General features: G+C 58.1%; 19 protein-coding genes and 1 pseudogene. 13 read left to right on the top strand and 7 right to left on the bottom strand.

All coding sequences use genetic code 11. The annotated features are described in order from the left end of the window. Positions 1-142: 142 nt before the first annotated feature. The gene (locus Q1A75_RS01545) at positions 143-1015 is read left to right on the top strand and encodes an aminoglycoside phosphotransferase family protein (protein ID WP_299549895.1); all 873 of its coding nucleotides are present in this window, start codon (positions 143-145) and stop codon (positions 1013-1015) included. Between the two features lie 80 nt (positions 1016-1095). On the opposite strand, the pseudogene Q1A75_RS01540 reads toward Q1A75_RS01545, so the two are convergent. Together Q1A75_RS01540 and Q1A75_RS01535 are read right to left on the bottom strand one after the other, a co-directional pair. After that, a pseudogene (locus Q1A75_RS01540) lies at positions 1096-1894 on the bottom strand (IS5 family transposase). A 443-nt stretch (positions 1895-2337) separates the two neighbouring features. Continuing rightward, positions 2338-2562 (bottom strand): hypothetical protein, encoded by a 225-nt coding sequence (locus tag Q1A75_RS01535; protein ID WP_299549893.1) that lies wholly within the window; start codon positions 2560-2562, stop codon positions 2338-2340. 173 nt (positions 2563-2735) lie between these two features. Here Q1A75_RS01535 and Q1A75_RS01530 point away from each other — a divergent pair, with 173 nt between their 5' ends. The 6 genes from Q1A75_RS01530 to Q1A75_RS01505 all read left to right on the top strand — a co-directional run bounded on the left by Q1A75_RS01530 (position 2736) and on the right by Q1A75_RS01505 (position 8660). Continuing rightward, entirely contained in the window at positions 2736-3197 is a 462-nt protein-coding gene (locus tag Q1A75_RS01530; RefSeq protein WP_299549891.1) for a GNAT family N-acetyltransferase, read from the top strand. A gap of 204 nt (positions 3198-3401) precedes the next feature. Next, a complete protein-coding gene (locus tag Q1A75_RS01525; RefSeq protein WP_299549889.1) occupies positions 3402-4385 on the top strand; it encodes a Hint domain-containing protein in 984 nt (327 codons plus the stop codon). Positions 4386-4487: 102 nt separating this feature from the next. Then, positions 4488-6629 carry a malate synthase G gene (locus Q1A75_RS01520; protein ID WP_299549886.1) on the top strand — a complete coding sequence of 714 codons (2142 nt, stop codon included), beginning with the start codon at positions 4488-4490 and terminating at the stop codon, positions 6627-6629. Positions 6630-6734: 105 nt separating this feature from the next. Beyond that, entirely contained in the window at positions 6735-7160 is a 426-nt protein-coding gene (locus Q1A75_RS01515) for a heme-binding protein (protein WP_299549885.1), read from the top strand. Positions 7161-7272: 112 nt separating this feature from the next. Beyond that, positions 7273-8052: a gamma-glutamyl-gamma-aminobutyrate hydrolase family protein gene (locus Q1A75_RS01510; protein WP_299549883.1), complete on the top strand. Its 780-nt coding sequence runs from the start codon at positions 7273-7275 to the stop codon at positions 8050-8052. Positions 8053-8087: 35 nt separating this feature from the next. Then, positions 8088-8660, top strand: a complete 573-nt coding sequence (locus tag Q1A75_RS01505) for a transposase (protein WP_299549880.1) — start codon at positions 8088-8090, stop codon at positions 8658-8660. A gap of 40 nt (positions 8661-8700) precedes the next feature. On the opposite strand, the gene Q1A75_RS01500 is transcribed toward Q1A75_RS01505, so the two are convergent. After that, entirely contained in the window at positions 8701-9468 is a 768-nt protein-coding gene (locus tag Q1A75_RS01500; RefSeq protein ID WP_299549877.1) for an SDR family oxidoreductase, read from the bottom strand. 169 nt (positions 9469-9637) lie between these two features. On the opposite strand from Q1A75_RS01500, the gene Q1A75_RS01495 reads away from it, so the two are divergent. The 4 genes from Q1A75_RS01495 to Q1A75_RS01480 all read left to right on the top strand — a co-directional run bounded on the left by Q1A75_RS01495 (position 9638) and on the right by Q1A75_RS01480 (position 15108). Then, on the top strand, positions 9638-10090 hold the full coding sequence (locus tag Q1A75_RS01495; protein WP_299549874.1) for a methyltransferase: 453 nt from the start codon (positions 9638-9640) through the stop codon (positions 10088-10090). A gap of 146 nt (positions 10091-10236) precedes the next feature. Then, complete coding sequence (locus Q1A75_RS01490; RefSeq protein ID WP_299549898.1) at positions 10237-11811, top strand: Re/Si-specific NAD(P)(+) transhydrogenase subunit alpha; 1575 nt, start codon at positions 10237-10239, stop codon at positions 11809-11811. Positions 11812-11826: 15 nt separating this feature from the next. Next, positions 11827-13323: an NAD(P)(+) transhydrogenase (Re/Si-specific) subunit beta gene (locus tag Q1A75_RS01485; protein WP_299549871.1), complete on the top strand. Its 1497-nt coding sequence runs from the start codon at positions 11827-11829 to the stop codon at positions 13321-13323. 501 nt (positions 13324-13824) lie between these two features. Beyond that, entirely contained in the window at positions 13825-15108 is a 1284-nt protein-coding gene (locus tag Q1A75_RS01480) for a DUF3422 domain-containing protein (RefSeq protein ID WP_299549868.1), read from the top strand. An 84-nt stretch (positions 15109-15192) separates the two neighbouring features. On the opposite strand, the gene Q1A75_RS01475 is transcribed toward Q1A75_RS01480, so the two are convergent. From Q1A75_RS01475 to Q1A75_RS01465, 3 genes are all read right to left on the bottom strand, one after another. Next, positions 15193-16164, bottom strand: coding sequence for an ABC transporter permease (locus tag Q1A75_RS01475; protein WP_299549865.1), 972 nt, complete (start codon positions 16162-16164; stop codon positions 15193-15195). Next, a complete protein-coding gene (locus tag Q1A75_RS01470; RefSeq protein ID WP_299549862.1) occupies positions 16157-17164 on the bottom strand; it encodes an ABC transporter permease in 1008 nt (335 codons plus the stop codon). Before Q1A75_RS01470 ends, Q1A75_RS01475 begins: the two co-directional genes overlap by 8 nt. 82 nt (positions 17165-17246) lie before the next feature. Then, positions 17247-18950, bottom strand: coding sequence for a peptide ABC transporter substrate-binding protein (locus Q1A75_RS01465; RefSeq protein WP_299549859.1), 1704 nt, complete (start codon positions 18948-18950; stop codon positions 17247-17249). A 292-nt stretch (positions 18951-19242) separates the two neighbouring features. On the opposite strand from Q1A75_RS01465, the gene Q1A75_RS01460 reads away from it, so the two are divergent. Continuing rightward, positions 19243-21075 (top strand): ABC transporter ATP-binding protein, encoded by a 1833-nt coding sequence (locus tag Q1A75_RS01460; protein ID WP_299549856.1) that lies wholly within the window; start codon positions 19243-19245, stop codon positions 21073-21075. Here the strand turns inward: Q1A75_RS01460 and Q1A75_RS01455 are convergent. Continuing rightward, positions 21069-21521 (bottom strand): HIT family protein, encoded by a 453-nt coding sequence (locus tag Q1A75_RS01455; protein WP_299549853.1) that lies wholly within the window; start codon positions 21519-21521, stop codon positions 21069-21071. The two genes, Q1A75_RS01460 and Q1A75_RS01455, sit on opposite strands and share 7 nt — an antisense overlap. Positions 21522-21605: 84 nt before the next feature. Between Q1A75_RS01455 and argE the strand changes: the two genes are divergently transcribed. Then, complete coding sequence (gene argE / locus Q1A75_RS01450) at positions 21606-22766, top strand: acetylornithine deacetylase (protein ID WP_299549850.1); 1161 nt, start codon at positions 21606-21608, stop codon at positions 22764-22766. Positions 22767-22834: the final 68 nt, after the last annotated feature.

The following is a 22834-nucleotide window of genomic DNA, read 5'->3' as shown; positions in this document are numbered from 1 at the left end:
CGTTTCTTCATTCTGGATCGTCACTTTCATCATGCGATCCACCTTAACGACCGGTCCGAAATTCCGCGACCACCTCTGATGACACTAAATGCGGAAACGTGTAGGCGTGTTTCAAAACCAAGTTGTAGCAAGGATCATAGTATTGAACGTAAAAATTGATGGTTCTTTGGTTTCAAATCTTATTGCAAACCAGTTTCCTGATCTCGGCAGCCTGCCAGTCATGGCTATCAAGAAACAGGGTCATGATAACCGAACGTTTAGACTTGGTGATGAGTTGACAGTTCGCCTTCCAAGTCATCCTTCATATGCTGATGCCGTTCAGAAAGAAGCTACGGCTTTGGAAGCATTGGAGGGTCATTTATCTGTGGCTGTTCCAAAGGTTTTCGGATTGGGGGGGCCATGCGATGCGTATCCCTTACCCTGGTCGATCCGTTATTGGCTTGCCGGGGAAACTTGGGAAAACACACAAGTGTTGGATAAAAATTCGCTGGCCCGTAGCCTTGCGGAAATACTTGTGGAGTTGCGATCTGCACCGGCAGATATTTCCCTAAGCGCGGGAAAGCACTCATTTTACCGCGGTTGCCACCCAAGCGTCTACAGCGACGAAGTGATGGAATGTCTAAAAAGAATGGGGGACCCGTCTAAGGCGAAGCAGTGTCTAAAAGTCTGGCAGCGTGGGATGGTGTCGGCATGGTCCGTTGATCCGGTTTGGTTCCACGGAGACGTGGCCGTAGGCAACGTTCTCATGAAGGGCGATGTGGTAAGCGCATTGATCGACTTTGGAGCATGCGGTGTCGGTGATCCTGCATGTGACCTTACTATCGCATGGACATATTTCGATGCGGCGGCCCGCCAACATTTCCGGGAAGCAGTCAAAGTCGATGATGATACTTGGTATCGAGCAAGAGCATGGGGGCTTTGGAAGGCGTTGGTCAGCATCTACGGTCTATCGAGCTCAGATACAGAAGGTGTTCAGGCTCGTGCATTGAGCGAAATTCTCAATGACGATACATAAAATGCAGTTCGTGCATTTATGTATACGCCTAAACCAAGGCTGGGCAACTCAGGGCTTATTGCGGACCCTAGGCTCAGGCTTCATAGCCAGAGTATGACTATTGCGGCGAGAGCGATTGCTGACAGAAATACCTTTGGACATCGGTCATAGCGAGTTGCGACGCGCCGCCAATCTTTCAGGTGACCGAACATGATCTCAGTTCGATTGCGTCTTTTGTAGCGACGCTTGTCATACTTGGTAGCTTTGGCGCGAGATTTTCGACTGGGCATGCCTGAACGTAAACCCTTGTCTTGCAGGGCCTCACGGAACCAATCCGCATCATAGCCACGATCTATTGACCGGCAGGGTATTCGCGCAGCGAATATCCCGAGAGGGGCCGAGCAGCCAGTCCGCCGCTGGCAGGCTGCTCACAAGAGCTCTGGCCCCAGTATAATCGCTGACCTGACCAGCGGTCATGAAGAACCGATAGGTCGTGCAATCGTGTCCGTCACAGCATGAAGCTTGGTATTCATACCCCCTTTGGCGCGACCTATCGGACGCCCACGCCCTCCTTTTTAACTGATAAGCTGGGCGCTGTTCGATGAGCTTTGAGGTAAGTCGCGTCGATTGAGATCGTTTGTTGCCAGGAGCTTCAGCGGCAAGGTCCTCCATAATCCGGGCAAACACGCCCATGTCGTTCCACCGCTTCCACCGATTATAAAGCGCCTTGGATGGACCATACTCCTTTGGCGCATCACACCAACGTAACCCATTGCGATTGATGAAGATAATGCCGCTCAATATCCGCTGATCATCGACGCTTGGCACGCCATGGCTCTTCGGAAAATAGGGCCGAAGCCGTGCCATTTGATCTTCGCTCAGCCAGTAAAGATTGCTTATATAACCCCCACAGTTTGAGAGCTTGAATCACATCGAACGGACAACCTCAATCAAATTAACAGGTCCTGAGCCTAAGGTCGGGTGTGCGACGAAAAGGAGACTGGTGTCATCTGACGTTCAACATCATATTTCTGGCGGGCAATTCTGGTATCGCTTGGCAGGTTGCGGTGCATGCGTCGTGGCGGAAAAGTGTCACGCTGCATCTCAGGGACAAGTATGCTCGCCGTTGTCGCGTGTCGCCCGGGCATACAGCAAGACATAAGATACGTTGCGCGACGTCTATCAAACGCCAGCCTACACGTTTGAACTTTGTACTGCTTAGTCCCCTCTTATACCCGCGCCTGCGGACGGCTTTGAAAATTGTCGCATTCGACTGGCACATCTCGGAAAATCACCTGCGATGGCGTGTTATGATGATGCGGGCGCTCGCTCGGTCGATGAAACTACTCGGCTGCTGGTTCGCCACTGGGGCCAGATGCATACAACACGCCCACTCTGCTGGTATGGTCATAGGCCAAAACATAGCTTTCGTCGGGGCCAGTATTGATGAAATCAAGAGTGCCCGCGTCGAAGAATCTGGGTGACTGAAGCGGCGCCGTCACGACAATCTCGTCCATGCCATCCTGAAAGACCTTGTTGATATGCCTGATAGGCTCGTTGCGCGACATGGGCGTGCGTCTGTGATGATAGGGCTGACGCTAAATGCATAACGGTATGGTCCACCACGCCAGAGCTCTGACCAAAAAGCGTTGGCAATCGACGATTTTTTGCTTTGCCCGATAACTTGCGGCCGCAGATGAATTCCGCACATTCTGTAAGTGGCGATACGGAGAAATCGACGATGATCATCAGAGAGGGAACCATCGCAGATGTCGAGCAGATGAGCGCATTTCTGCGCGAGCTGACCGCATCTGGCAAAAGGGTGAGCCCCGATAGCGAAGAATTCGTGAGGTCGCATTATATCGAGGACGTGGACAAGGTCCGCTGCTCAGTGGCTGATGACGGCGGTTTCGTACTTGGGTTTCAATCGCTAAAGCGCGCGCAGGCTGGCAACCAATGGGGCGTTGAGCCCGGGTGGGGTATTGTTGGCACACATATACGGCCCTCTGCTGCGCGGCGTGGTGTGGGCCGCACCCTTTTTACAGCCACGCGGAATGCGGCGCGCGAAGCTGGGTTGTCCCATATTGATGCGAGCATTGCGTCCACGAATGCCGAAGCGCTGGCGTATTACGAAGCAATAGGCTTTCGAACCTACAGAACGCCCGATGGTCTGATTTGCAAACGCTTTGATGTCCTTGCGTGACAGATCGGTTGGAGTGGTCCCGCCGCTCCCAACGGGTTTGATCGGCAGCCGGCGGCGTCTGTGAGAGTTCACGCTTGGTTTCAGATCTCGACGGGGATCGGTAGATTGCGAAGGTAGGTATTTGACCCAAGGATGAACCACGCTTGCCACATTGTGAGCGCATTGGCTCAGCATATACACATCGCAACCTAGCCGTGTGGTGTCATGCCTTACATCTTTATCTACAGCCCCAGCGATTTTGTGAACACACCACCGGCCGAGCAGGGGGCGCAGGCGGCGGGGTCGCCGACATTCACGTTGCAGCTGCGCCCTGGGGCGACAGGTACCCGCGTTTTCATCGATGATGATGACGCGGTGTTTGATGAGGTCGATGCAACTCAAAGTCTGGGTGAAGCTGTCGATCTTGATGGCACCAACTATGCCGTCGGCACGACCATCAACACGGCCTATGACCTGATCAATACTGCAACGGGTCATCAGGTCACTTCATTTCACTTTGGCGGCGATGGATTTCAGCAGGGGGCGGTCGATGGCATCGCCAGCACGGTCGAATTGGTGCCGGGCACGGCATACACGTTCAACACTGAGCGGACATCGCACCAGCAGCCGAACCAGTATGCGAATTTCGTATCCTGCCTGGCATCCGGTGCCATGATCCTGACCCCTGATGGCTCGCGCGCGGTGGAGACCTTGCGTGTAGGGGATCTGGTTCAGACAGAGGATGCCGGTCCGCAGCCGGTACGTTGGGTTGGTGCACGCACGGTTGCGGGTGTAGGTGACTTCGCGCCCGTCCGGTTGAGTGCCGGGTTTCTGGGGCTGGAGCAGCCCCTGTTCGTGTCTCCGCAGCATCGCATGTTGGTAGAGGGCGCGGATATTGAGCTGATGTTTGGCGTCGACAGCGCCTTTGTTGCGGCCAAGCATCTGTGTGATGGGCGGCGCGGCCGGGTTACACCGTGCGCTGCCGTTACATATCATCACCTGATGTTCGACACCCATGAGGTGATCTGGGCCAACGGGGCGCGGACCGAAAGCTTTCTGCCGGAAATCATGGGTTTGCATGGGCTGGACCGTGCCGCGCGGGACGAATTGTTCGCCCTATTTCCCGAACTGGCAGGAGATGCATCGCAGGTCTTGCCGCGCACTGCGCGCCTGTGCCTGAGATCCTATGAAGCCGCGCTTTTGACTTAGCGCAAAGCATTGGTAAATTTTTTTGACCAATGATGTTTACGATAGGAAACTTTTTCTCTAAGCCTTGCGACGAGTCGTAATCCAAGGCCAGGAGGGCATCCTATGACTGCTTATGTGGATCGCAGCGATTTGAAGGTGGCGGACAGCCTCGCACATTTCATTGAAACCCATGCATTGCCCGGCACGGGCGTCGCTTCGGCTGATTTCTGGGCCGGTTTTTCTGCGCTGGTGTATGATCTGGGACCGAAGAACCGCGATCTTTTGGCCAAGCGCGAAGGTGTTCAAGCCCAGATCGATGAATGGCACGTGGCACATCGCAGCGGGGATCATGATCCGGCGGTCTATCGCGCGTTTCTGGAAGAGATCGGCTACCTCGTCCCGGAGGGCCCTGATTTTGAAATTGAGACCCAGAATGTCGACCCCGAGATTGCCAGCACGCCCGGTGCGCAGCTGGTGGTGCCTATCATGAATGCGCGCTTTGCCCTGAACGCGGCGAATGCGCGGTGGGGCAACCTGTATGACGCGCTTTACGGCACGGATGCTTTGAGCGATCTGCCCGGTGGGAAAGGCTATGATCCCGCCCGGGGTGCGCGCGTGATTGCATGGGCCAAGAGATTTCTGGATGAAGCGGTTCCTTTGACGGGCGGCACATGGTCCGATGTCACCTCCCTGGGTCTGTCGGGGGATGAGCTGGATCTGGGGGCGGTGTCCTTGTCCGACCCGGCGCAGTATCTGGGGTATGGCGGGGACGAGGAGGCGCAGACTTACCTTTTTCGCAACAACCATCTGGCCATCGAGATCGTGATCGACCGCAATGATGTGATCGGTGCGACTGATCCTGCGGGCATCGCTGCCGTGAACCTTGAATCCGCCCTGTCCACTATAATGGATTGTGAAGACAGCGTGGCCGCGGTCGACGCCGAGGACAAGGTTCTGGCCTATGGCAACTGGCTGGGTCTGATGAAAGGCGATCTGGAAGAGAGCTTTGAGAAGGGGGGCAAGGTTGTCACACGCCGGATGGCAGGTGACCGGTCCTATACCGCACCTGACGGCTCGGCTGTGAGCTTGAAGGGCCGCAGCCTGATGCTGATCCGCAATGTGGGCCACCTGATGACCAACCCGGCCATTCACGACCGCGATGGAAACGAGGTCGGTGAGGGGCTGATGGATGCCATGATCACCACGCTGATTGCCATGCACGATCTGCAGAAGACCGAAGGGCTGCGCAATTCGGTTTGTGGGTCGGTATACGTTGTAAAGCCCAAGATGCATGGGCCGGTCGAGGTGGCATTCGCTGACGAAATTTTCAGCCGCGTCGAGAAGGTGCTGGGCCTGCCTGCGAATACCGTGAAGCTGGGCATCATGGATGAGGAGCGGCGCACCTCGGCCAATCTCAAGGAGTGTATCCGGGCCGCGAAGTCGCGTGTGGCCTTTATCAACACCGGCTTCCTGGATCGGACTGGTGACGAGATTCATACCTCGATGGAAGCCGGACCGATGATCCCGAAGGGCGAGATGAAGGGGGCCGCGTGGATTGCGTCCTATGAGGATCGCAATGTGGATATTGGTCTGGCCTGTGGCCTGAAAGGAAAGGCGCAGATCGGCAAGGGCATGTGGGCCATGCCGGATCGGATGGCCGAGATGCTGGAGACCAAGATCGGGCATCCGCAATCCGGTGCCACTTGTGCCTGGGTGCCATCTCCGACCGCTGCCACGTTGCATGCCACGCATTACCACAAGGTCGACGTGATGGCGCGGCAGGATGAATTGAAAGCAGGTGGTCCGCGTGGAACGCTTGAGGACCTGTTGACCATTCCGGTCGCCGTGGGGCGCAATTTCTCTTCCGAAGAAATTGCCCGCGAGATGGAGAACAACGCGCAAGGCATCCTTGGCTATGTCGTGCGTTGGGTGGATCAGGGCGTGGGCTGTTCCAAGGTGCCGGACATCAATGATGTGGGCCTGATGGAGGACCGTGCGACCTGTCGTATCAGTGCGCAGGCCATGTCGAACTGGCTGCATCATGGTGTGGTGAGTGAGGAACAGGTGATGGCGGCCTTGCGGAAGATGGCAGAGGTTGTGGATGGTCAGAATGCGAATGATCCCGAGTATTTGCCGATGGCCCCGGGCTTTGGCGGCGTGGCCTTTCAGGCCGCGTGCGATCTGGTGTTAAAGGGCCGGGTGCAGCCGTCCGGCTATACCGAGCCGGTGCTGCATGCACGTCGGTTGGAGTTCAAGGCGGTCTGAGCCGCGTTTTGAAATGGCGGGACCGAGGGGCGCTGCCCCTCGTGCTCCCCGTCGTATTTTCAGTCAGAAGAAACTGGGGCGATAGCCCTGATCAGGAGACAAGACATGTCGATTTCGTTGCGCAAGGCGCGGACCATTATTCGTAAAGCACTCGAGACGGGGCGGGAGATGGAGCTGAAGCCCCTGTCCGTTGTGGTGCTGGATGCTGGCGGGCATGTGCAGGCTTTTGAACGAGAGGACGGGGCCGCGCCGGGCCGTTTTGCCATCGCACAGGGCAAGGCCTATGGCGCAGTGATGCTGGGTATGGCAGGGACCGCGCAGATGGCGCGGGCGGAACAGCAGGCGTATTTCATTGCGTCGGTGAACGGGGTTTTTGGCGGGCAGGTTGTGCCCGTGCCCGGTGGCGTTCTGGTGCGCGACAAGAAGGGCGCCGTGATCGGGGCTGTTGGCGTGACCGGTGACACGTCCGACAACGATGCCATTGCTGCCGTTGCGGGTATCGAAGCGGCGTCATTGGCGGCTGAAATTTAAGCGGCGGCCGCATCTGCGGCTTTTTGCACATGCCATTGCGCGTCCGTCTCTCTGTTCAGGAGGCGGGTGTGCGGCGTATACCGGGTCAAACGCAACCAGTGCAGAGGACTCTATGGCGCGGCCCATCATCGGCATCATTTCGAACCACCACGTGATCAATGATGAATACGAGGTGCAGGCCGCGGGCCTGATCAACGTATCGGCCGTAGCGGATGTGGCCGAGGGTTTGCCCATGCTGATCCCTGCAGAGCCCGAGAAGGTACGGATCTCGGACCTGCTGGAGCATTGCGCGGGCTTTGTCTTTACCGGCGGGCGCGCCAACGTGCATCCGGAAGAGTATGGCGAAGAGCCGACCGACGCGCATGGTGCCTTTGACCGCAACCGGGACGGTGTGACCTTGCCCTTGATCCGCGCCTGTGTAGAGCGCGGTCAGCCCTTTCTTGGCATATGCCGGGGTTTCCAGGAAGTGAACGTGGCTATGGGGGGATCGCTGTATCCCGAGATCCGTGATCTGCCCGGACGGGACAACCACCGTATGCCGCCCGATGGCACCTTGGAAGAGAAGTTTGCGTTGCGCCACGATGTGACCTTTTCCGAAGGGGGTGTGTTTCACCGCCTGATGGGCCGTCAGTCCGTGCCGACGAACACGCTGCATGGTCAGGGGATCAAAACCGCTGGTCCGCGCGTCGTGGTGGACGGGCATGCGCCTGATGGCACGGCAGAGGCTATTTACATTGACGGGGCGCCCGGGTTCACCCTGTCGGTGCAGTGGCACCCGGAATGGAATGCCAAATGCGACCCCGTTTCGCGCCCGCTGTTCGAAGCCCTTGGTGAAGCTTGCCGGGATTGGGCCGATGGTGGCCGGGCACGGCCGGTTTTGCGCTCGGCTTAAACGCGCGTTAACCAAACAGCGGGCAGGGTGGTGCCATGCCTCGCTATGTCCGCTCTGATTGCCCCGTTTCCACTTACTTCTTTACTGCCCGCGCCGCGCGCCGTGGCACTGACCTGTTCCTGCGCGAGATTGATCCGTTACGTGCGGCCATGCGCAAGACCCGCGACAGGTACCCCTTTTCCATTGAAGAGATTGTCGTGTTGGGGGATGTGATCCATACCCTGTGGCGCTTGCCCGAGGGGGATACCGATTTCTCGACGCGCTGGCGGATGCTGAAAAGCCTATTTTCCCGTTCTGTGGATGCGCCGACGGATACTGGGGCGTTGCGTCTGCGCCCCGGAGAAAAGGGACTTTGGCAGCGTCGGTTCTGGGAACATGTCATCCGGGATGCGGATGATCTGGAGGCCCATCGGCACATGATTTTTGCAGCACCTGTGCAGGCGGGGTTGGTGAACCGGCCAGAAGAGTGGCCGCATTCGTCGATCCACAGGGCAATAGCGCAGGGCAGATTGGTTTCGGGCGGGTCAGTTGGTCGAGCGCACCACCCTTTGCCGTTGGTTGGGCGCACGGCACGTGCGCCGTACCATGCCGGACCCTTGGCCATGTAAGGCGGAGGTATGCTCCGCCATTGGCGGATCAGAATCCGACCTACACGGTCTGCCCTCCTGAGATCTGGATGCATTGACCGTTTATGCTTTGTGATCCGGGGCCGACGAGCCACAGGGCTGCTGCGGCCACTTCGTCTGCATCAAGAAGCCGTTTGTGACGATTGGCATCAACCATCACTTGGCGCGCTTCTTTCGTGGTCATTCCCGTGCGCTCGGCAATAGCGACCTCATTGCGGTCGACGATCGGCGTGTCCACATAGCCCGGACAAAGCGCGTTGAAAGTATAGGGTTGCCCCATGTAATCCTCGCTCAGGCTGCGGATCAATCCGATCAGCCCATGCTTGGATGCGGCGTAAGCCGCTCCTCCCGGCAAGCCGCGCAAGCCTGCAATGGATGAGACGGCGATCACCCGGCCCCAATCGGTTTGTCGCATGCCGGGCAAGCACGCCCGGATGGTCAGGAAGGCGCCATCAAGATTCGTGGCCATCATGTTGCGCCAGAAGTCCAATTTGGTTTTGTGCAAGGCGCGCCCTTCGGCGACCCCAGCATTCGGCACGCAGATCTGGATGGGGCCACGCGCGGCGATGGCCTCTGCGATCACGGTTTCAACCGAGCTTTCATCCCGTACGTCCATGGCAGCCCCCCAGAGACCATCATCGGCGACTTCGTCCAGAACCTCTTGCCGTCGCCCTGTGATGGTGACCTGTGCGCCGCGCTGGGCGAGGGCGCGTGCGATGGCGAGGCCAATACCGGTGCCCCCGCCGGTCACAAGGGCGTGTTTTTCACTTAGGGACGTTTCAGATGTCATGATGTTGTTCCTTCGATGCCCAGCGGTAGGGCAAGAGTGGGCTGTCCGCGCCGCAGGATCAATCACAATTCACCGTGGAACTGCGCCATTGGTCACGCTATCCCTGCAAAGCGTTGACAGGGTAGCCCCCTTTCTCGTCAGGTGCATAAAATCAATATTTGTGTTCGCCATGATCAATCTTTTGCACATCCCGCCTGTCTGGCTTGCGTTCTGCGTCTTCCTGGCGTGGTGCCAGGGCCGCTTTCTGCCGCTTGGGCTGAGTGTTGATCACCCTGTCACCCATATGATGGCGGGGTTGATGATTGGTGCCGGGCTGCTTTTGATGGCAGCGGCATTGCGCGCATTCTGGCGCCACAAGACCACCGTGATCCCACACCAGGCACCGCAAAGGCTGATCACCGACGGCGTTTTTGCCCGGACCCGGAATCCCATCTACCTGGGCGATGCACTTCTGCTTGCAGGTCTGATCCTGCGCTTTGATGCGGTGCCTTCGCTGGTGCTGGTGCCGATCTTTGTCTGGTGGATCGAGCATCAGTTCATCGTCCCAGAAGAGGATCGGATGCGGCACATTTTCAAGGCAGAGTTTGCCCGCTACGAACAAAAAGTGCGCAGGTGGGTTTGATATTTTTCGAATCTTACTCTTATGACGCAGGGGCCCTGCTTGTATCTCGCGGATGGGTTGGGTAGTGGACGGCCCATGGCGCTGCGCCACATCGCCTTTGGCTTAAGCCTGAAATTGACTGCCACGAACGGATGGGGGTTCTTCGAATGAAGATCGGAACACCAAAAGAGATATTTGAGGGAGAGCGCCGCGTCGCCATGACGCCCGAGAGCGCAACGGCTCTTCAAAAGCTGGGCCACATCTGTGTGGTCGAAACAGGTGCGGGGCTCGGGGCCGGTTTTTCCGACGCCGACTACAAGGCCGCGGGTGTCGAGGTGGTCAAGACGGCTGCCGCCCTTTGGAAAGCCGCAGATGTGGTTGCCAAGGTACGCGCGCCTGACGCGACCGAGATGAAGCGTCTGCGCGAAGATCAGACCCTGATTTCGTTCTTCAGCCCCGTGGCGGACGAGGCCAAGATGACCTCTGCCGCCAAGAAGGGAGCCACCGTGGTGGCGATGGAAATGATCCCCCGGATCAGCCGCGCCCAGAAGATGGACGCATTGTCGTCCATGGCAAACATTGCGGGCTACCGCGCTGTCATCGAGGCAGGCAACAATTTTGGCCGCTTCTTTACCGGGCAGATCACTGCCGCCGGTAAGGTCCCACCGGCCAAGGTTCTGGTGGTCGGTGCCGGTGTGGCCGGTCTGGCCGCCATTGGGACGTCGACCAGCCTTGGCGCCATCACATACGCCTTTGACGTGCGGCCCGAAGTGGCTGAGCAGGTTGAATCGATGGGGGCCGAGTTCGTTTATCTCGATTTCGAGGAAGAGCAGCAGGACGGATCGTCCTCGGGCGGATATGCCTCTGTTTCTTCACCTGAATTCCGTGAGGCGCAGCTGGCCAAGTTCCGTGAGCTGGCACCTGAGGTGGACATTGTTATCACCACGGCCCTGATCCCGAACCGTGAGGCCCCCGAGCTGTGGACCGAGGACATGGTTGCCTCCATGAAACCCGGTTCGGTCATTGTGGACCTCGCGGCGGAAAAGGGCGGGAACTGCAAGCTGACCGTCGCGGATGAGAAGATCGTGACCGACAATGGCGTGACCATCATCGGCTACACCGACTTCCCCAGCCGCATGGCGACGCAGTCATCGAGCCTTTATGCCACGAACATCCGTCATCTGATGACGGACCTGACGCCGGAAAAAGACGGTGTCATCAACCATGACATGGAAGATGACGTGATCCGTGGCGCGACGATCGCCCACGCAAACGAAGTCACGTTCCCACCGCCACCGCCCAAGGTGGCCGCGATTGCCGCAGCCCCAAAAAAGGAAGCGGCCAAGGAACTGACGCCTGAAGAAAAACGCGCTGCAGAAGTGGCGGCGTTCAAGGCCCAGACGAAGAACCAGGTCACCTTGCTGGCCATTGGTGGCGGGTTGGTGCTGCTCGCAGGGCTTTATACCCCGGCCAGCTTCATGCAGCACTTTATCGTCTTCGTGCTGAGCGTCTTTATCGGCTTCCAGGTGATCTGGGGCGTGGCGCACAGTCTGCACACACCGCTTATGGCGGTGACAAACGCCATTTCGTCCATCGTGATCCTTGGCGCACTCATACAGATCGGATCAAGTTCAGGGGTCATCACGTTCCTGGCGATATTCGGGATATTCATGGCAGCCATCAACATCTTCGGTGGCTTCCTCGTGACACGGCGCATGCTCGCCATGTTCCAGAAATCGTAAGTAGGGGCAGGACTAATGGAACTCGGATTTACCACTGCCGCCTATGTCGTTGCGGCTGTTCTTTTCATCCTGAGCTTGGGCGGTCTGTCCGGTCAGGAAAGCGCCAAGCGGGCCGTCTGGTACGGCATCGTTGGCATGTTCATCGCCGTGGTTGCCACATTGATCGGACCAGGTGCGGGCCTGTGGCTGTTGTCGCTGGTCCTGATCGCGGGCGGGGGCATCGTTGGCTACCAGCTTGCCACCAAGGTCGAGATGACCCAGATGCCCGAGCTTGTGGCGGGCATGCATGCCCTTGTGGGGCTGACTGCCGTCTTTATCGGTTTCAATGCACACATCATGATTGGCTATGTAGACAATCACCTGATGGAGCATGGTACGGTTCTGGGTGGTGCACTGGTTGATGGGCAATGGGTGCAATCGGTCGAAAAGGCTGTGCTTGAGCCCCTGTCGGCCTTTGGCCAGCTCATTGCCAAGAAGACAACCGTCGAGGTCACCATTCTGAAGATCGAACTGGTGCTGGGTGTCTGGATTGGTGCTGTGACCTTTACCGGGTCCTACGTGGCCTGGGGCAAGCTATCGGGCAAGGTCGACAGCGCCGCCACCAAGCTGCCGGGCGGGCATATGTTGAACGCTGCGGCAGCGGGTGCGTCGCTGATACTGGCGATCATCTATTTCAGCACGGGCGGCCTACTGCCGCTGGTCCTGTTGACACTGCTGGCGCTCTTCATTGGCTGGCACCTGATCATGGGCATTGGCGGCGCGGACATGCCGGTCGTAGTGTCGATGTTGAACAGCTATTCCGGTTGGGCAGCGGCGGCCATTGGTTTCTCGCTTGGCAATGACCTCTTGATCGTCGTGGGCGCGCTTGTGGGTTCGTCCGGTGCGATCCTTTCCTACATCATGTGCAAGGCGATGAACCGGTCGTTCGTCAGCGTGATCCTCGGCGGATTTGGCGGCCCTGCAGGTGAGCAGATGGCCGTGGAAGGTGAACAGATCGCGATCGAGGCGGATGGCGTCGCCACGGCTCTGAACGAAGCCGACAGCGTCATCATCATCCCCGGCTACGGGATGGCTGTGGCGCAGGCCCAGCAGGGCGTGGCCGAGCTGACGCGTAAGCTGCGTGCTGCTGGCAAAGAAGTCCGCTTTGCGATCCACCCCGTCGCGGGTCGTCTACCCGGTCACATGAACGTGCTGCTGGCTGAGGCGAAGGTACCCTATGACATTGTGCTGGAGATGGACGAGATCAATGATGACTTCCCGGACACGGATGTGGCCATTGTCATCGGCTCGAATGACATCGTGAACCCGGCCGCACAGGACGACCCGAACAGTCCTATCGCTGGTATGCCGGTGCTGGAATGCTGGAAGGCCAAGCAGGTGTTCGTGTCCAAGCGTGGGCAGGGCACCGGGTATTCCGGCATCGAGAACCCGCTGTTCTTCAAGGAAAATACGCGCATGTTCTATGGTGACGCCAAGCAGTCCATCGACAAACTGTTGCCGATGATCGACTGATACGTCTGAAATTGAATGCAGAAGGGCGGGGTTTGATCCCGCCCTTTTTTGTTACTTGTTGCCTTTCCCCGCGGTCCCAGCTGAAGCGCACGCCATGAATTTGGATGAAAGACATCGGCAAACCGGTCGTACCGCAGTCGCACACGCATTTTGCCAAATACTACCCAATTATGCCGCGACTTTCTTCAATCGCATGGGGGCATCGTCTGGTGCTGCGGGCGGGACTGGATCAAGGGCACCCCAAACTGGTGGCGCGTGTCCTCAAAAACCGGAGATCAACCGCCCCGATCTGTCCTTTCTGCTTTTGCTTTACACGGCGCGAAAGGCGGTACGCGCGTAAGCGCACGAGGTAGCGCCCTCGTTGCCATCTTGGCCTTTGCGGCAAGATGGGCCCTGCTTGTATACCGTTGCATTCATATAAGGTATTGAAAAGCAAAAGCAAATATCTTGATTTTGTGCAGTTTGTCGTTATTTCGATGCGAGACACTTGCCGGAGCAGACATGGCCCCCATCGAAGATCATCCCTTGCGCTATCAATTGGCAAACGAGCTGCATGCCCGCCCATTCCCCTCCATGCGCGCGCCTTGCGCGGCGGCCTATGTCGCATTCAAGCAGCCAGAGATGGCTGCAAACCGTGATCGTGCGAAGGATCTGGCGCATTTGCATGCCTTGCTGGATCGCTATGGCGCACCGCATCCTCAGCCCGGTGCCACGCACTACTACGGTCAGATCGGACGCCATTGGCTGAAATGGGAACAGCACACCGAGTTCGTGACTTACACAGTCTTTTCGGAAGGGGTGGAGGACCGGCCCTTTGATGCCCGTGCGTTTGAGCCGTTTCCGCAGGAGTGGCTGGAGGCCGCGCCTGGCCAGCGGTTCACGTCGATCCTGATCCGGGTTGAACCCCGACCGCAGGAGGCAGATATTCGCGCGCGTCTCGCCGATTGGTTCGTGCCCGAAAGCCTGGCTGTCAGTTCCGTTCTTGACGATGCGGCGGTCATTGCTGGGGATTTTCGTATCGATCAGAATGGGCATATGCGCTTTGCCGCCTTCATTTCTGAAGAGACGGGCCAGCGTCGTGTTGGGAGGATCGTGCAGCGTCTGTGCGAGATCGAGACATACAAATCCATGTCGATGCTGGGATTTGCCCGCGCCCGAACCACCGGCAAGCAGTTGACCGCACTCGACACTCGGTTGATTGAGCTTGTTGAGAGCATGTCGGGTGAGCATGCAGAGGCCGAGGAGACCCTGCGGGCGCTGCTGTCGATTTCTGCGGAGCTGGAAAGCTTGTCCGCGCAATCATCGTTTCGCATCGGGGCAACCCGGGCCTATGAGGCGATCGTGAACGAGCGGATCGAGGCCTTGCGCGAGGACCGCTACCAGGGACGTCAGACCTTTGCGGAGTTCATGATGCGCCGGTATCAGCCCGCGATGCGGACGGTGCAGTCGGCTGAGGGGCGGCTCGCTGCCATGTCGGCGCGCAGCGTGCGCGCGGCCGACCTTTTGCGAACGCAAGTGGATGTGGAACGGTCGGCCCAGAACCAGGCGTTGCTTGAGAGCATGGACAGGCGGTCAGACCTTCAGATGCGGTTGCAGCGCACGGTCGAAGGGTTCTCGGCCGTTGCCATCAGTTATTATTCCGTGTCGCTGTTATCCTACCTGTTCTACTCGCTTGAGGCGACCACCGGACTTTCAAAGAACCTGATGACTGCGCTGGTGACCGTGCCGGTTGTGTTCCTTGTGTGGTCGGTGATCCGGCGTTTGCGCAGCAAGGTGGAGAGGTAGGGACGGGGTCGGACGCTGTTTGCCCTCGGCAAATGTGTTCCGCCCGCCGTCCCTTCAGGTCTTTGGTGTTTGCAGTCGGAAAAATCAGCGCCCGCGGATTCTTGGGTCCAATGCGTCGCGCAGACCGTCGCCCAGATAGTTCACTCCCAGCACTGTCAGTGAGATCAGGATCCCCGGCAGCACAACGCGCTCCGGATATTGCTCCATCCGCTGTACAGCGTCTGCCAGCAGTTTGCCCCATGTGGGGAAGTCTGACGGGAAGCCGACGCCCAGGAACGAAAGTGCGCTTTCAGTGATGATGGCCGTAGCGAGGCCGAGTGTGGCGGATACCATTATGGGAGAGATCACGTTGGGCAGCAGGTGCCGCCGGATGATCTTGCCCGAGGTGGTGCCGATGGACCGCGCGGCAAGGATGAATTCACGTTCCTTGAGCGCAAGGATGTCACCACGAACGATCCGTGCCGTCTGCATCCAGCTGGTCAGACCGACGACACCCACGATCAAGATGAACATCCCGCCTTCGGGGCCGAAATTGGCCCTGAGCGGTTCGCGGAACAGGGTCACGGCCACCAGGAGCAGGGGCAGGATGGGCAGAGACAGAACCAGGTCAGTGAAACGCATCAGCCAGAAGTCGGCCCTTTTGAAGTAACCGGCGATCACGCCGATGGATGTACCTATCACCAGGGCCAGCACCATGGCGGCCCAGCCGACGGCCATGGAGGCGCGCCCCCCTGCGATCAGGTTGGCAAGGATATCGCGGCCCAGATTGTCGGTGCCAAGCGGGCGGAACCATCCGACCTTGGCGTCCCCATTCCAGAGAGCCACGTAGATCGGTCGCATGTCCTTGTTCCGGATATCCAGCTTTTGCGGATCGACCTGCCAGATATACGGGCCGAGGATCACTGCCAGCGTGATGAACACGAGGAACCCACCGCCAAACAGCGCGCCCTTGTGTCGTTTGAATTGGTCCCAAACGTCCTTCCACTGGCTGCGCGGCGCCTTGGGCGGTTCCTTGTCCTGGAGTGCTGCATAGGCGTCTGCTGTTTGATCAGTCATAGCGGATCCTCGGGTCGAGCACGCCGTAGAGCACGTCGGCAATCAGGTTGAAGAGCACGATCAGGATCGCGAAGATGAAAGTCAGTGTCATGACCATCGGAATATCGTTGCCAAAGAGGGCGGTGAGCAGAAGCTGCCCAATCCCGTTCACCTTGAACACGTTTTCAGTGATGATGGCGCCGCCAAAGATTGATGGGACGCCAAGTGCGATCACGGTGATCACCGGTATCATCGAGTTGCGGAGGACGTGCTGCATGACCACAACGCCTTCACGCAGCCCCTTGGCCCGCGCCGTGCGCACGTAGTCCTGCCCGAGATTGTCGAGCATGGAGGACCGCATGTAGCGGCTGATCTGCGCTGTGGTCTGCAACGCCAGCACCATCACTGGCATGACCATTTGCATGAACTGTACTTTGAAACTGGCCCAGTCGGTGACCACGTGGGTGGTGTCATAGATTGACGGTAACCAGCCGAGCTGGACCGAAAAGACTACGATCAGCAGCGGGCCGGTGAAAAAGGGCGGGATCGAAAAGCCGATCATCGTGATGAACGTGCCAGACTGATCGAAGACCGAGTACTGCTTGTAGGCGGAGTATATGCCGATGGGCAGAGCAATCAGGATGCCAACGATATAGGACAGACCAACCACCCAGAGCGTTTGCGGGATGCGCTGCACCACGATGTCCATGACCGGGCTGCGGGTCTGCCACGAGATCACGCGTTGCTTACCGTCGGCGAAGGTAGTGCCGAACCAGTGGTCGATGAGCACCTGGGGTTCGATCCAAAAGAACTGAACGATCCATTTCCAGTATTGGATATGGATGGGCTGACCGAGGCCAAGCGCTTCGCGCATCTTTTCTTTGACTTCGGGGGGAACGGTCAGCGGGACCTGTGCCATTGGATCGCCCGGGGCGAGTTGCAACAGCAGGAAAATAACAAGGCTGATGAACAAAAGCGTCGGGACCGAGAGGATCAACCGGCGGATTGTGAAGGTCAGCATATGGGGCCAATCCTTTTGCGGAGGTCTTTTTGTTTTTGGTCAGAGTGTAGGGTGGGCGACATCGCCCACCCCGAAAATCTGATCACTTGATACGGTACCAGTCCGCAGTGTTCCAGATCTCGCTGTCCCAGACGTTCAGCTTGACGCCGCCCAAGCTGTCGGCATGGGCCGACACACGACCACGGTGTACCAGCGGTACGATGGTGAACGTATCCTTGGTCAGCATGTTGTTCATCTTGATCGCGATTTCGGCGCGTTGTTCGATGTCGCCCGTGCGGGCCAGTTCATCGATCAGTGCGTCATATTCGGGATCGCAGAAGCGGTTGATGTTTTCACCCTGCCACTGGCTTGCAGGCCGGGGTTCGTTGCCGCAACGGTAGGCCGCAAGATATTGCTGCGGGTCCGTGCCGTTGAACGTGTTGGCATACATTTCAACATCGGCGTAGAATTTCTGGAACGTGTCGGGCGAGCCCGGGTCACCCCCAAAGAACACGGATGCGTCCAGGTTACGCAGCTCGGTCTCGACACCGATTTCTTCCCACCATGACTTGATCAGAGCCTGAAAGTCCTGACGGACGGCGTTGGTCGACGTTTGGTACAGAATGCTGAGTTCAACACCATCCTTGTCACGTGACCCGTTGCCGTTCGAGTCAACCCAACCGGCTTCCTCCAGCAGTGCCTTGGCACCTTCGATGTCCTGTTCAAAGCAATGCTGGTCACCGCCTGCGAACAGGTCCGGTGCGGGTACAAGGTCACATGTGATCTTGCCTGCCTGACCATAGCCAACTTCGACAAGCAGCGCGCGGTCGATCGCCATCGACAGTGCCTGTCGCACGTTGATGTCGCTTAGGAACGGGTGCGGTTCCGCGACGGTGGAGCGCGTGTCCGCCGACAGATCGGATGACGGGTTGGTCAGGTTCATTTCAATGCGTTCGACCAGTGGACCAAAGCCTGCGACCGCAGTGCCTTTGCCACCTTCTTCCATCTTGGCGATCACATCGGGGGCCAATTGCAGGTTCCATGCGTAGTCGAACTCGCCGGTTTCCAGCACAGCACGACCTGCGGCGGTCGCGTCGCCACCACCTTTGAACGTCACGCGCGCAAAGGCGGGTTTGGCTGGATCACGGTAATTGTCATTCGCGACCATGGTGATCACGTCATTGGGGCGGAATTCTTCGACCTTGAAGCCACCGGTTCCGATGGGATTGAAGTTCGCCTCGGTGCATTCGGGGGCCTTGGCACCCAGACAATCGGCAAACTGAGCTGCTTGGATGATGGGCGACTGGCCACCCACAAATGGGCCATACGGACTCGGTTTGGGTTGGTTGAATGTGACCTTCACGGTCAGATCGTCCAGGGCTTCGACATTTTCAACACCGTCAAAGAATGCCAACTGCGCACAGCCGCCTTCCGGGTGCATGCAGTACTCCGCGGTGAATTTCACGTCAGCTGAGGTGAACGGGGTGCCGTCCGACCAAGTGATGCCTTCCTTGATCTTCCAAGTGATGGTGGTGAGATCTTCGCTCACGCCGCCATTGCCGACAGTTGGAATTTCTGCAGCCAGCCAGGGTGTCAGGGCGCCAGTTTCGTCATAGCGCGCAAGCGGTTCGATGATCATCGAGGCGGATTCGATATCCTTGGTGCCGGCCGACAAGTACGGGTTCAGGATCGACGGGGCCTGCCAATAAATGATCTTCAGCTCACCATCCGAGCCACGCTCGGCGAATGCAGCCGGGGCCAATGCCACGGACGCCACAGCACCCATAAGAAGGGTTTTAAGGGTCATATCATACTCCTTGTTGGACCGCAGGTTTGCCCTGCGCGTCAAATGCACGCCACCTTGGATGTAGCGCAAGTCCAGCCTGGGGGAGGATACGTGTACGCGATAACCCACGGTTTCCCCGTGATTTTTACTCTTGGCCCCCAAGCGCACGGCAGTATCGAAACAGCTTTTGGGGAAAATGCAAGCGTTGCGTGCGGTCAACGATAATTTTCGTAGGTCTGTATTTGACAGTGCCTGTGCCTTCGCCCACTCTTTGGAAAAGCTGAGCCAAAAAGGCTCGAATACGGGGATACAAATGCTCGACCATTCAGATACGTCGCCTATCGCCAACATTCAGAACCTGCGCGTGCAGTTTCAGACCAAGGACGGCCCGGTTGTTGGGGTCGAGGATGTGTCGTTTCAGGTCCACGCAGGCGAAACCGTATGTATCGTCGGTGAGTCCGGGTCCGGTAAATCGGTGTCGTCGCTTTCGCTGATGCGGCTTGTGGAGTTCGGCGGAGGCGAGATTGCGGCCGGCCGACTGCTGTTTGATCGCAAAAAAGCGGATACCGTCGATCTGGCCGAGACTGATCAAAGTCTGATGCGGACCATTCGCGGCAATGAGATCGGGATGATCTTTCAAGAACCGATGACCGCACTGAACCCGGTTTTCACCGTGGGACGTCAGTTGACTGAGGGGCTGCGCCTGCACAAGGGATTGAACAGGGGGCAGGCCCAAGAGCGCGCGCTGTCGCTCTTGCAACAGGTGCGCATTCCGGAGCCCGAGCGCCGGATGAAACAGTACCCGCATGAACTGTCAGGTGGGATGCGACAGCGGGTCGTGATCGCCATGGCGCTGGCGTGTGAACCGCGTCTGCTGATCGCAGATGAGCCGACGACTGCACTGGATGTGACGATCCAGGCGGAGATTCTGGCCCTGATGGACAGATTGAAGCGCGAGACAGGCACGGCTGTCATGTTCATCACCCATGACATGGCCGTTGTCGCGCAGATGGCGGACCGCGTTGTTGTCATGTTCCGCGGCAACAAGGTCGAAGAAGGTCCGGTTGCCGAGATTTTCGAAAATCCGCAACACACCTACACCAAGGCACTTCTGGCCGCTGTCCCGAAACTGGGAGAGATGCGCGGAAAGGACTACCCCGAACCGATGAAGTTGTTGGGTCGGTCTCAGGGAGAAATCGCGCCAATTCCAGGCACCGAGGAGACGCTGCTGGAGGTGCGCAACCTGACCACACGCTTTCCCGTAAAGGGCGGCTTTTTCCGTCGCACTGTTGCCAATGTGCATGCCGTTGAAGACGTGTCGTTCACCATCAACAAGGGCCAGACTCTCAGCCTTGTCGGGGAATCGGGTTGCGGCAAGTCTTCTGCCGGTCGATCGATCCTGCGGCTGGTTGAGCCGCAATCGGGGCATGTTGTTCTGGATGGTCGGGATATCATGGCGCTGAGTGATCGCGATCTTCGGGATGCACGCCGCGATATGCAGATGATTTTTCAGGACCCGTTTGCGTCCCTGAATCCACAGATGCAGTTGGCCGATCAGGTGGCCGAGCCCATGCACAACTTCGGTATGTTCAAGGGCGCAGAGGGGACAAAACGGATCGAAATGCTGTTTGACAGGGTTGAGTTGCCACGCAGCTTCATGCGCCGTTATCCGCATGAGCTGTCTGGCGGCCAGCGACAGCGCGTGGCCATCGCCCGTGCGCTGGCATTGAACCCCAAACTGATCATTGCGGACGAGGCGGTATCGGCCCTTGACGTGTCGGTACAGGCGCAGGTGCTGAACCTGATGATGGAGTTGCAGTCCGAGATGGGCCTGTCCTTTCTGTTCATCAGCCATGATATGGCCGTTGTCGAGCGGGTTAGCCATCACGTGGGCGTCATGTATCTGGGTCGGATTGTCGAGATGGGTCCGCGTGCGCGTGTGTTCGAAAACCCGCAACACCCCTATACTCAGGCCCTGATGAAAGCAGTACCCATTGCCGACCCGCGCCAACGCAAGGCCGAGAAGGACCTGAACTTTAAACCGATCCCGTCGCCAATCCACTCTGTCGATTATGATCCTGCCCCCTCGGAATACAACGAAGTCGAACCGGGTCACTTTGTACTGACGACTGACAGCGGTTACTGATCGCTTCGGAGCTTCGCCGCGTCTGCGTCCAGATTGGGACATGGGCGCAATGGCACGGCATCGTAGGCTATGCGCATCCCCATGTCTGTCTGTACTATATGCTTTGCCGATACGATGTCTCCGCTGTCCCGCAGGGGCACTAAATTGAGATGTGCGTGTGCGACGCCGAAGCCGTGCACCACGTATCCGACCCGTGTGGGCCGAAACACTTGCATCACCTTCCGCCCCAACCGTTGTCCTGTCACCATGATATGTGCTGCCAGATCGTCGGGCAGATCGGTGAAGTGGTCGATATGCTGTAGCGGGATCACCATGAGTTCGCCCAGATGCAATGGGCGCAGGGTCATGAAGGCCATGCACCGATCATCGCGGTGTACGACACTTGCCGGCGCATTGCCCGAGATAATTGCGCAGAAGGCGCAACTGTCTTTGTAATGATCTATCATCTGCTCCGCATCGTTCCGTGGTTTTTTGCACTGGAGGTGGTGCAGGACTATGCCTAAGCTGATTGGGCTTCAAACAGGATCCACATGACACGCAGAATGACGCCACTTGAGCTGATGACCAAACTCATCAGCTTTCCGACAGTGAGCCGCGATACCAACTTGCCCCTGGTGGATTGGGTTGAGGAATATCTGAATGATCACGGTATTTCGGCGCACCGGTACCACCATCCAGATCAGCCGAAGGCGGCCCTTTTTGCGCATGTTGGGCCCGAGGTTCAGGGGGCCGTTGTTCTCTCGGGGCATACGGATGTTGTGCCTGTAGATGGACAGCTCTGGGATACTAACCCTTTTGTCGTGACCGAACGGGATGGGAAGTATTTCGGGCGCGGCACCTGCGACATGAAAGGGTTTGATGCGCTGGCGCTCTGGGCGCTGGTCGAAGCGCATCACGCTGGTGTCACAACACCACTGCAGATGGCGCTGAGTTTCGATGAAGAGATCGGCTGTCTGGGTGCCCCGCCCATGATCGCGGCCATGCAGGGTGTCGTGCCCAAGGGTGGTCCGGTGATCGTAGGTGAGCCGTCGATGTTGAAGGCGGTTACGGGTCACAAGGGCGGGCAAGGGTTCGACACCCACGTGGTTGGGTTCGAAGTGCATTCGTCGCTGTTGCCGCAAGGCGTGAGCGCGATTCTCGAAGGCGCCAAGATCATCGACTTTGCCAACCACCGAAATGCCGAGAACATGGCGGCCGAGCCATCGGCACTAGCCGCCATGTTCGACCCGCCCTTCACCACGTGGCACGTTGGTCAGGTTCAGGGTGGAACCGCCCACAACATCACTGCCAAAGATTGCCGGTTCGCCATGGATTTTCGAGCGGTGCCCGGCGATGATGTTGTGGTATTGAAAGAGGCGTACCTTGCCCATGTGGCAGAGATTGAAAAGGGGATGAAAGCAACACGTCCCGAAGCCCGCGTAGAGATTGAAACGCGTTTTGACGTGCCACCCCTAAAGCCCGAGGAGAATGGCGCTGCAGAGAGCCTCGCGCGCGCCATCACAGGCGACAATGGCACTCACGTGGTCAGCTACGGGACAGAGGCTGGTCAGTTTCAGGCTGCGGGTTATTCCGCGGTTGTCTGCGGACCGGGCGACATAGCGCAAGCACACCAACCCAATGAATTTATCACCATCGCTCAGTTCGAGGCTGGACACGCGTTTATGCGTGATCTTGTGGCGCGGCTTGCGTAGCGGGGCGGTGCCTGCAAAGTTTCCGGTTCATAGCAGTTTTGCGCCTCGGAACGAATATGCAAATCGTG

This window comes from uncultured Tateyamaria sp., from assembly GCF_947504105.1.
Classification (GTDB): Bacteria; Pseudomonadota; Alphaproteobacteria; order Rhodobacterales; family Rhodobacteraceae; genus Tateyamaria.
Note: the sequence above shows the minus strand (reverse complement) of the source record. Positions and strands in the feature narration are given on the sequence as shown.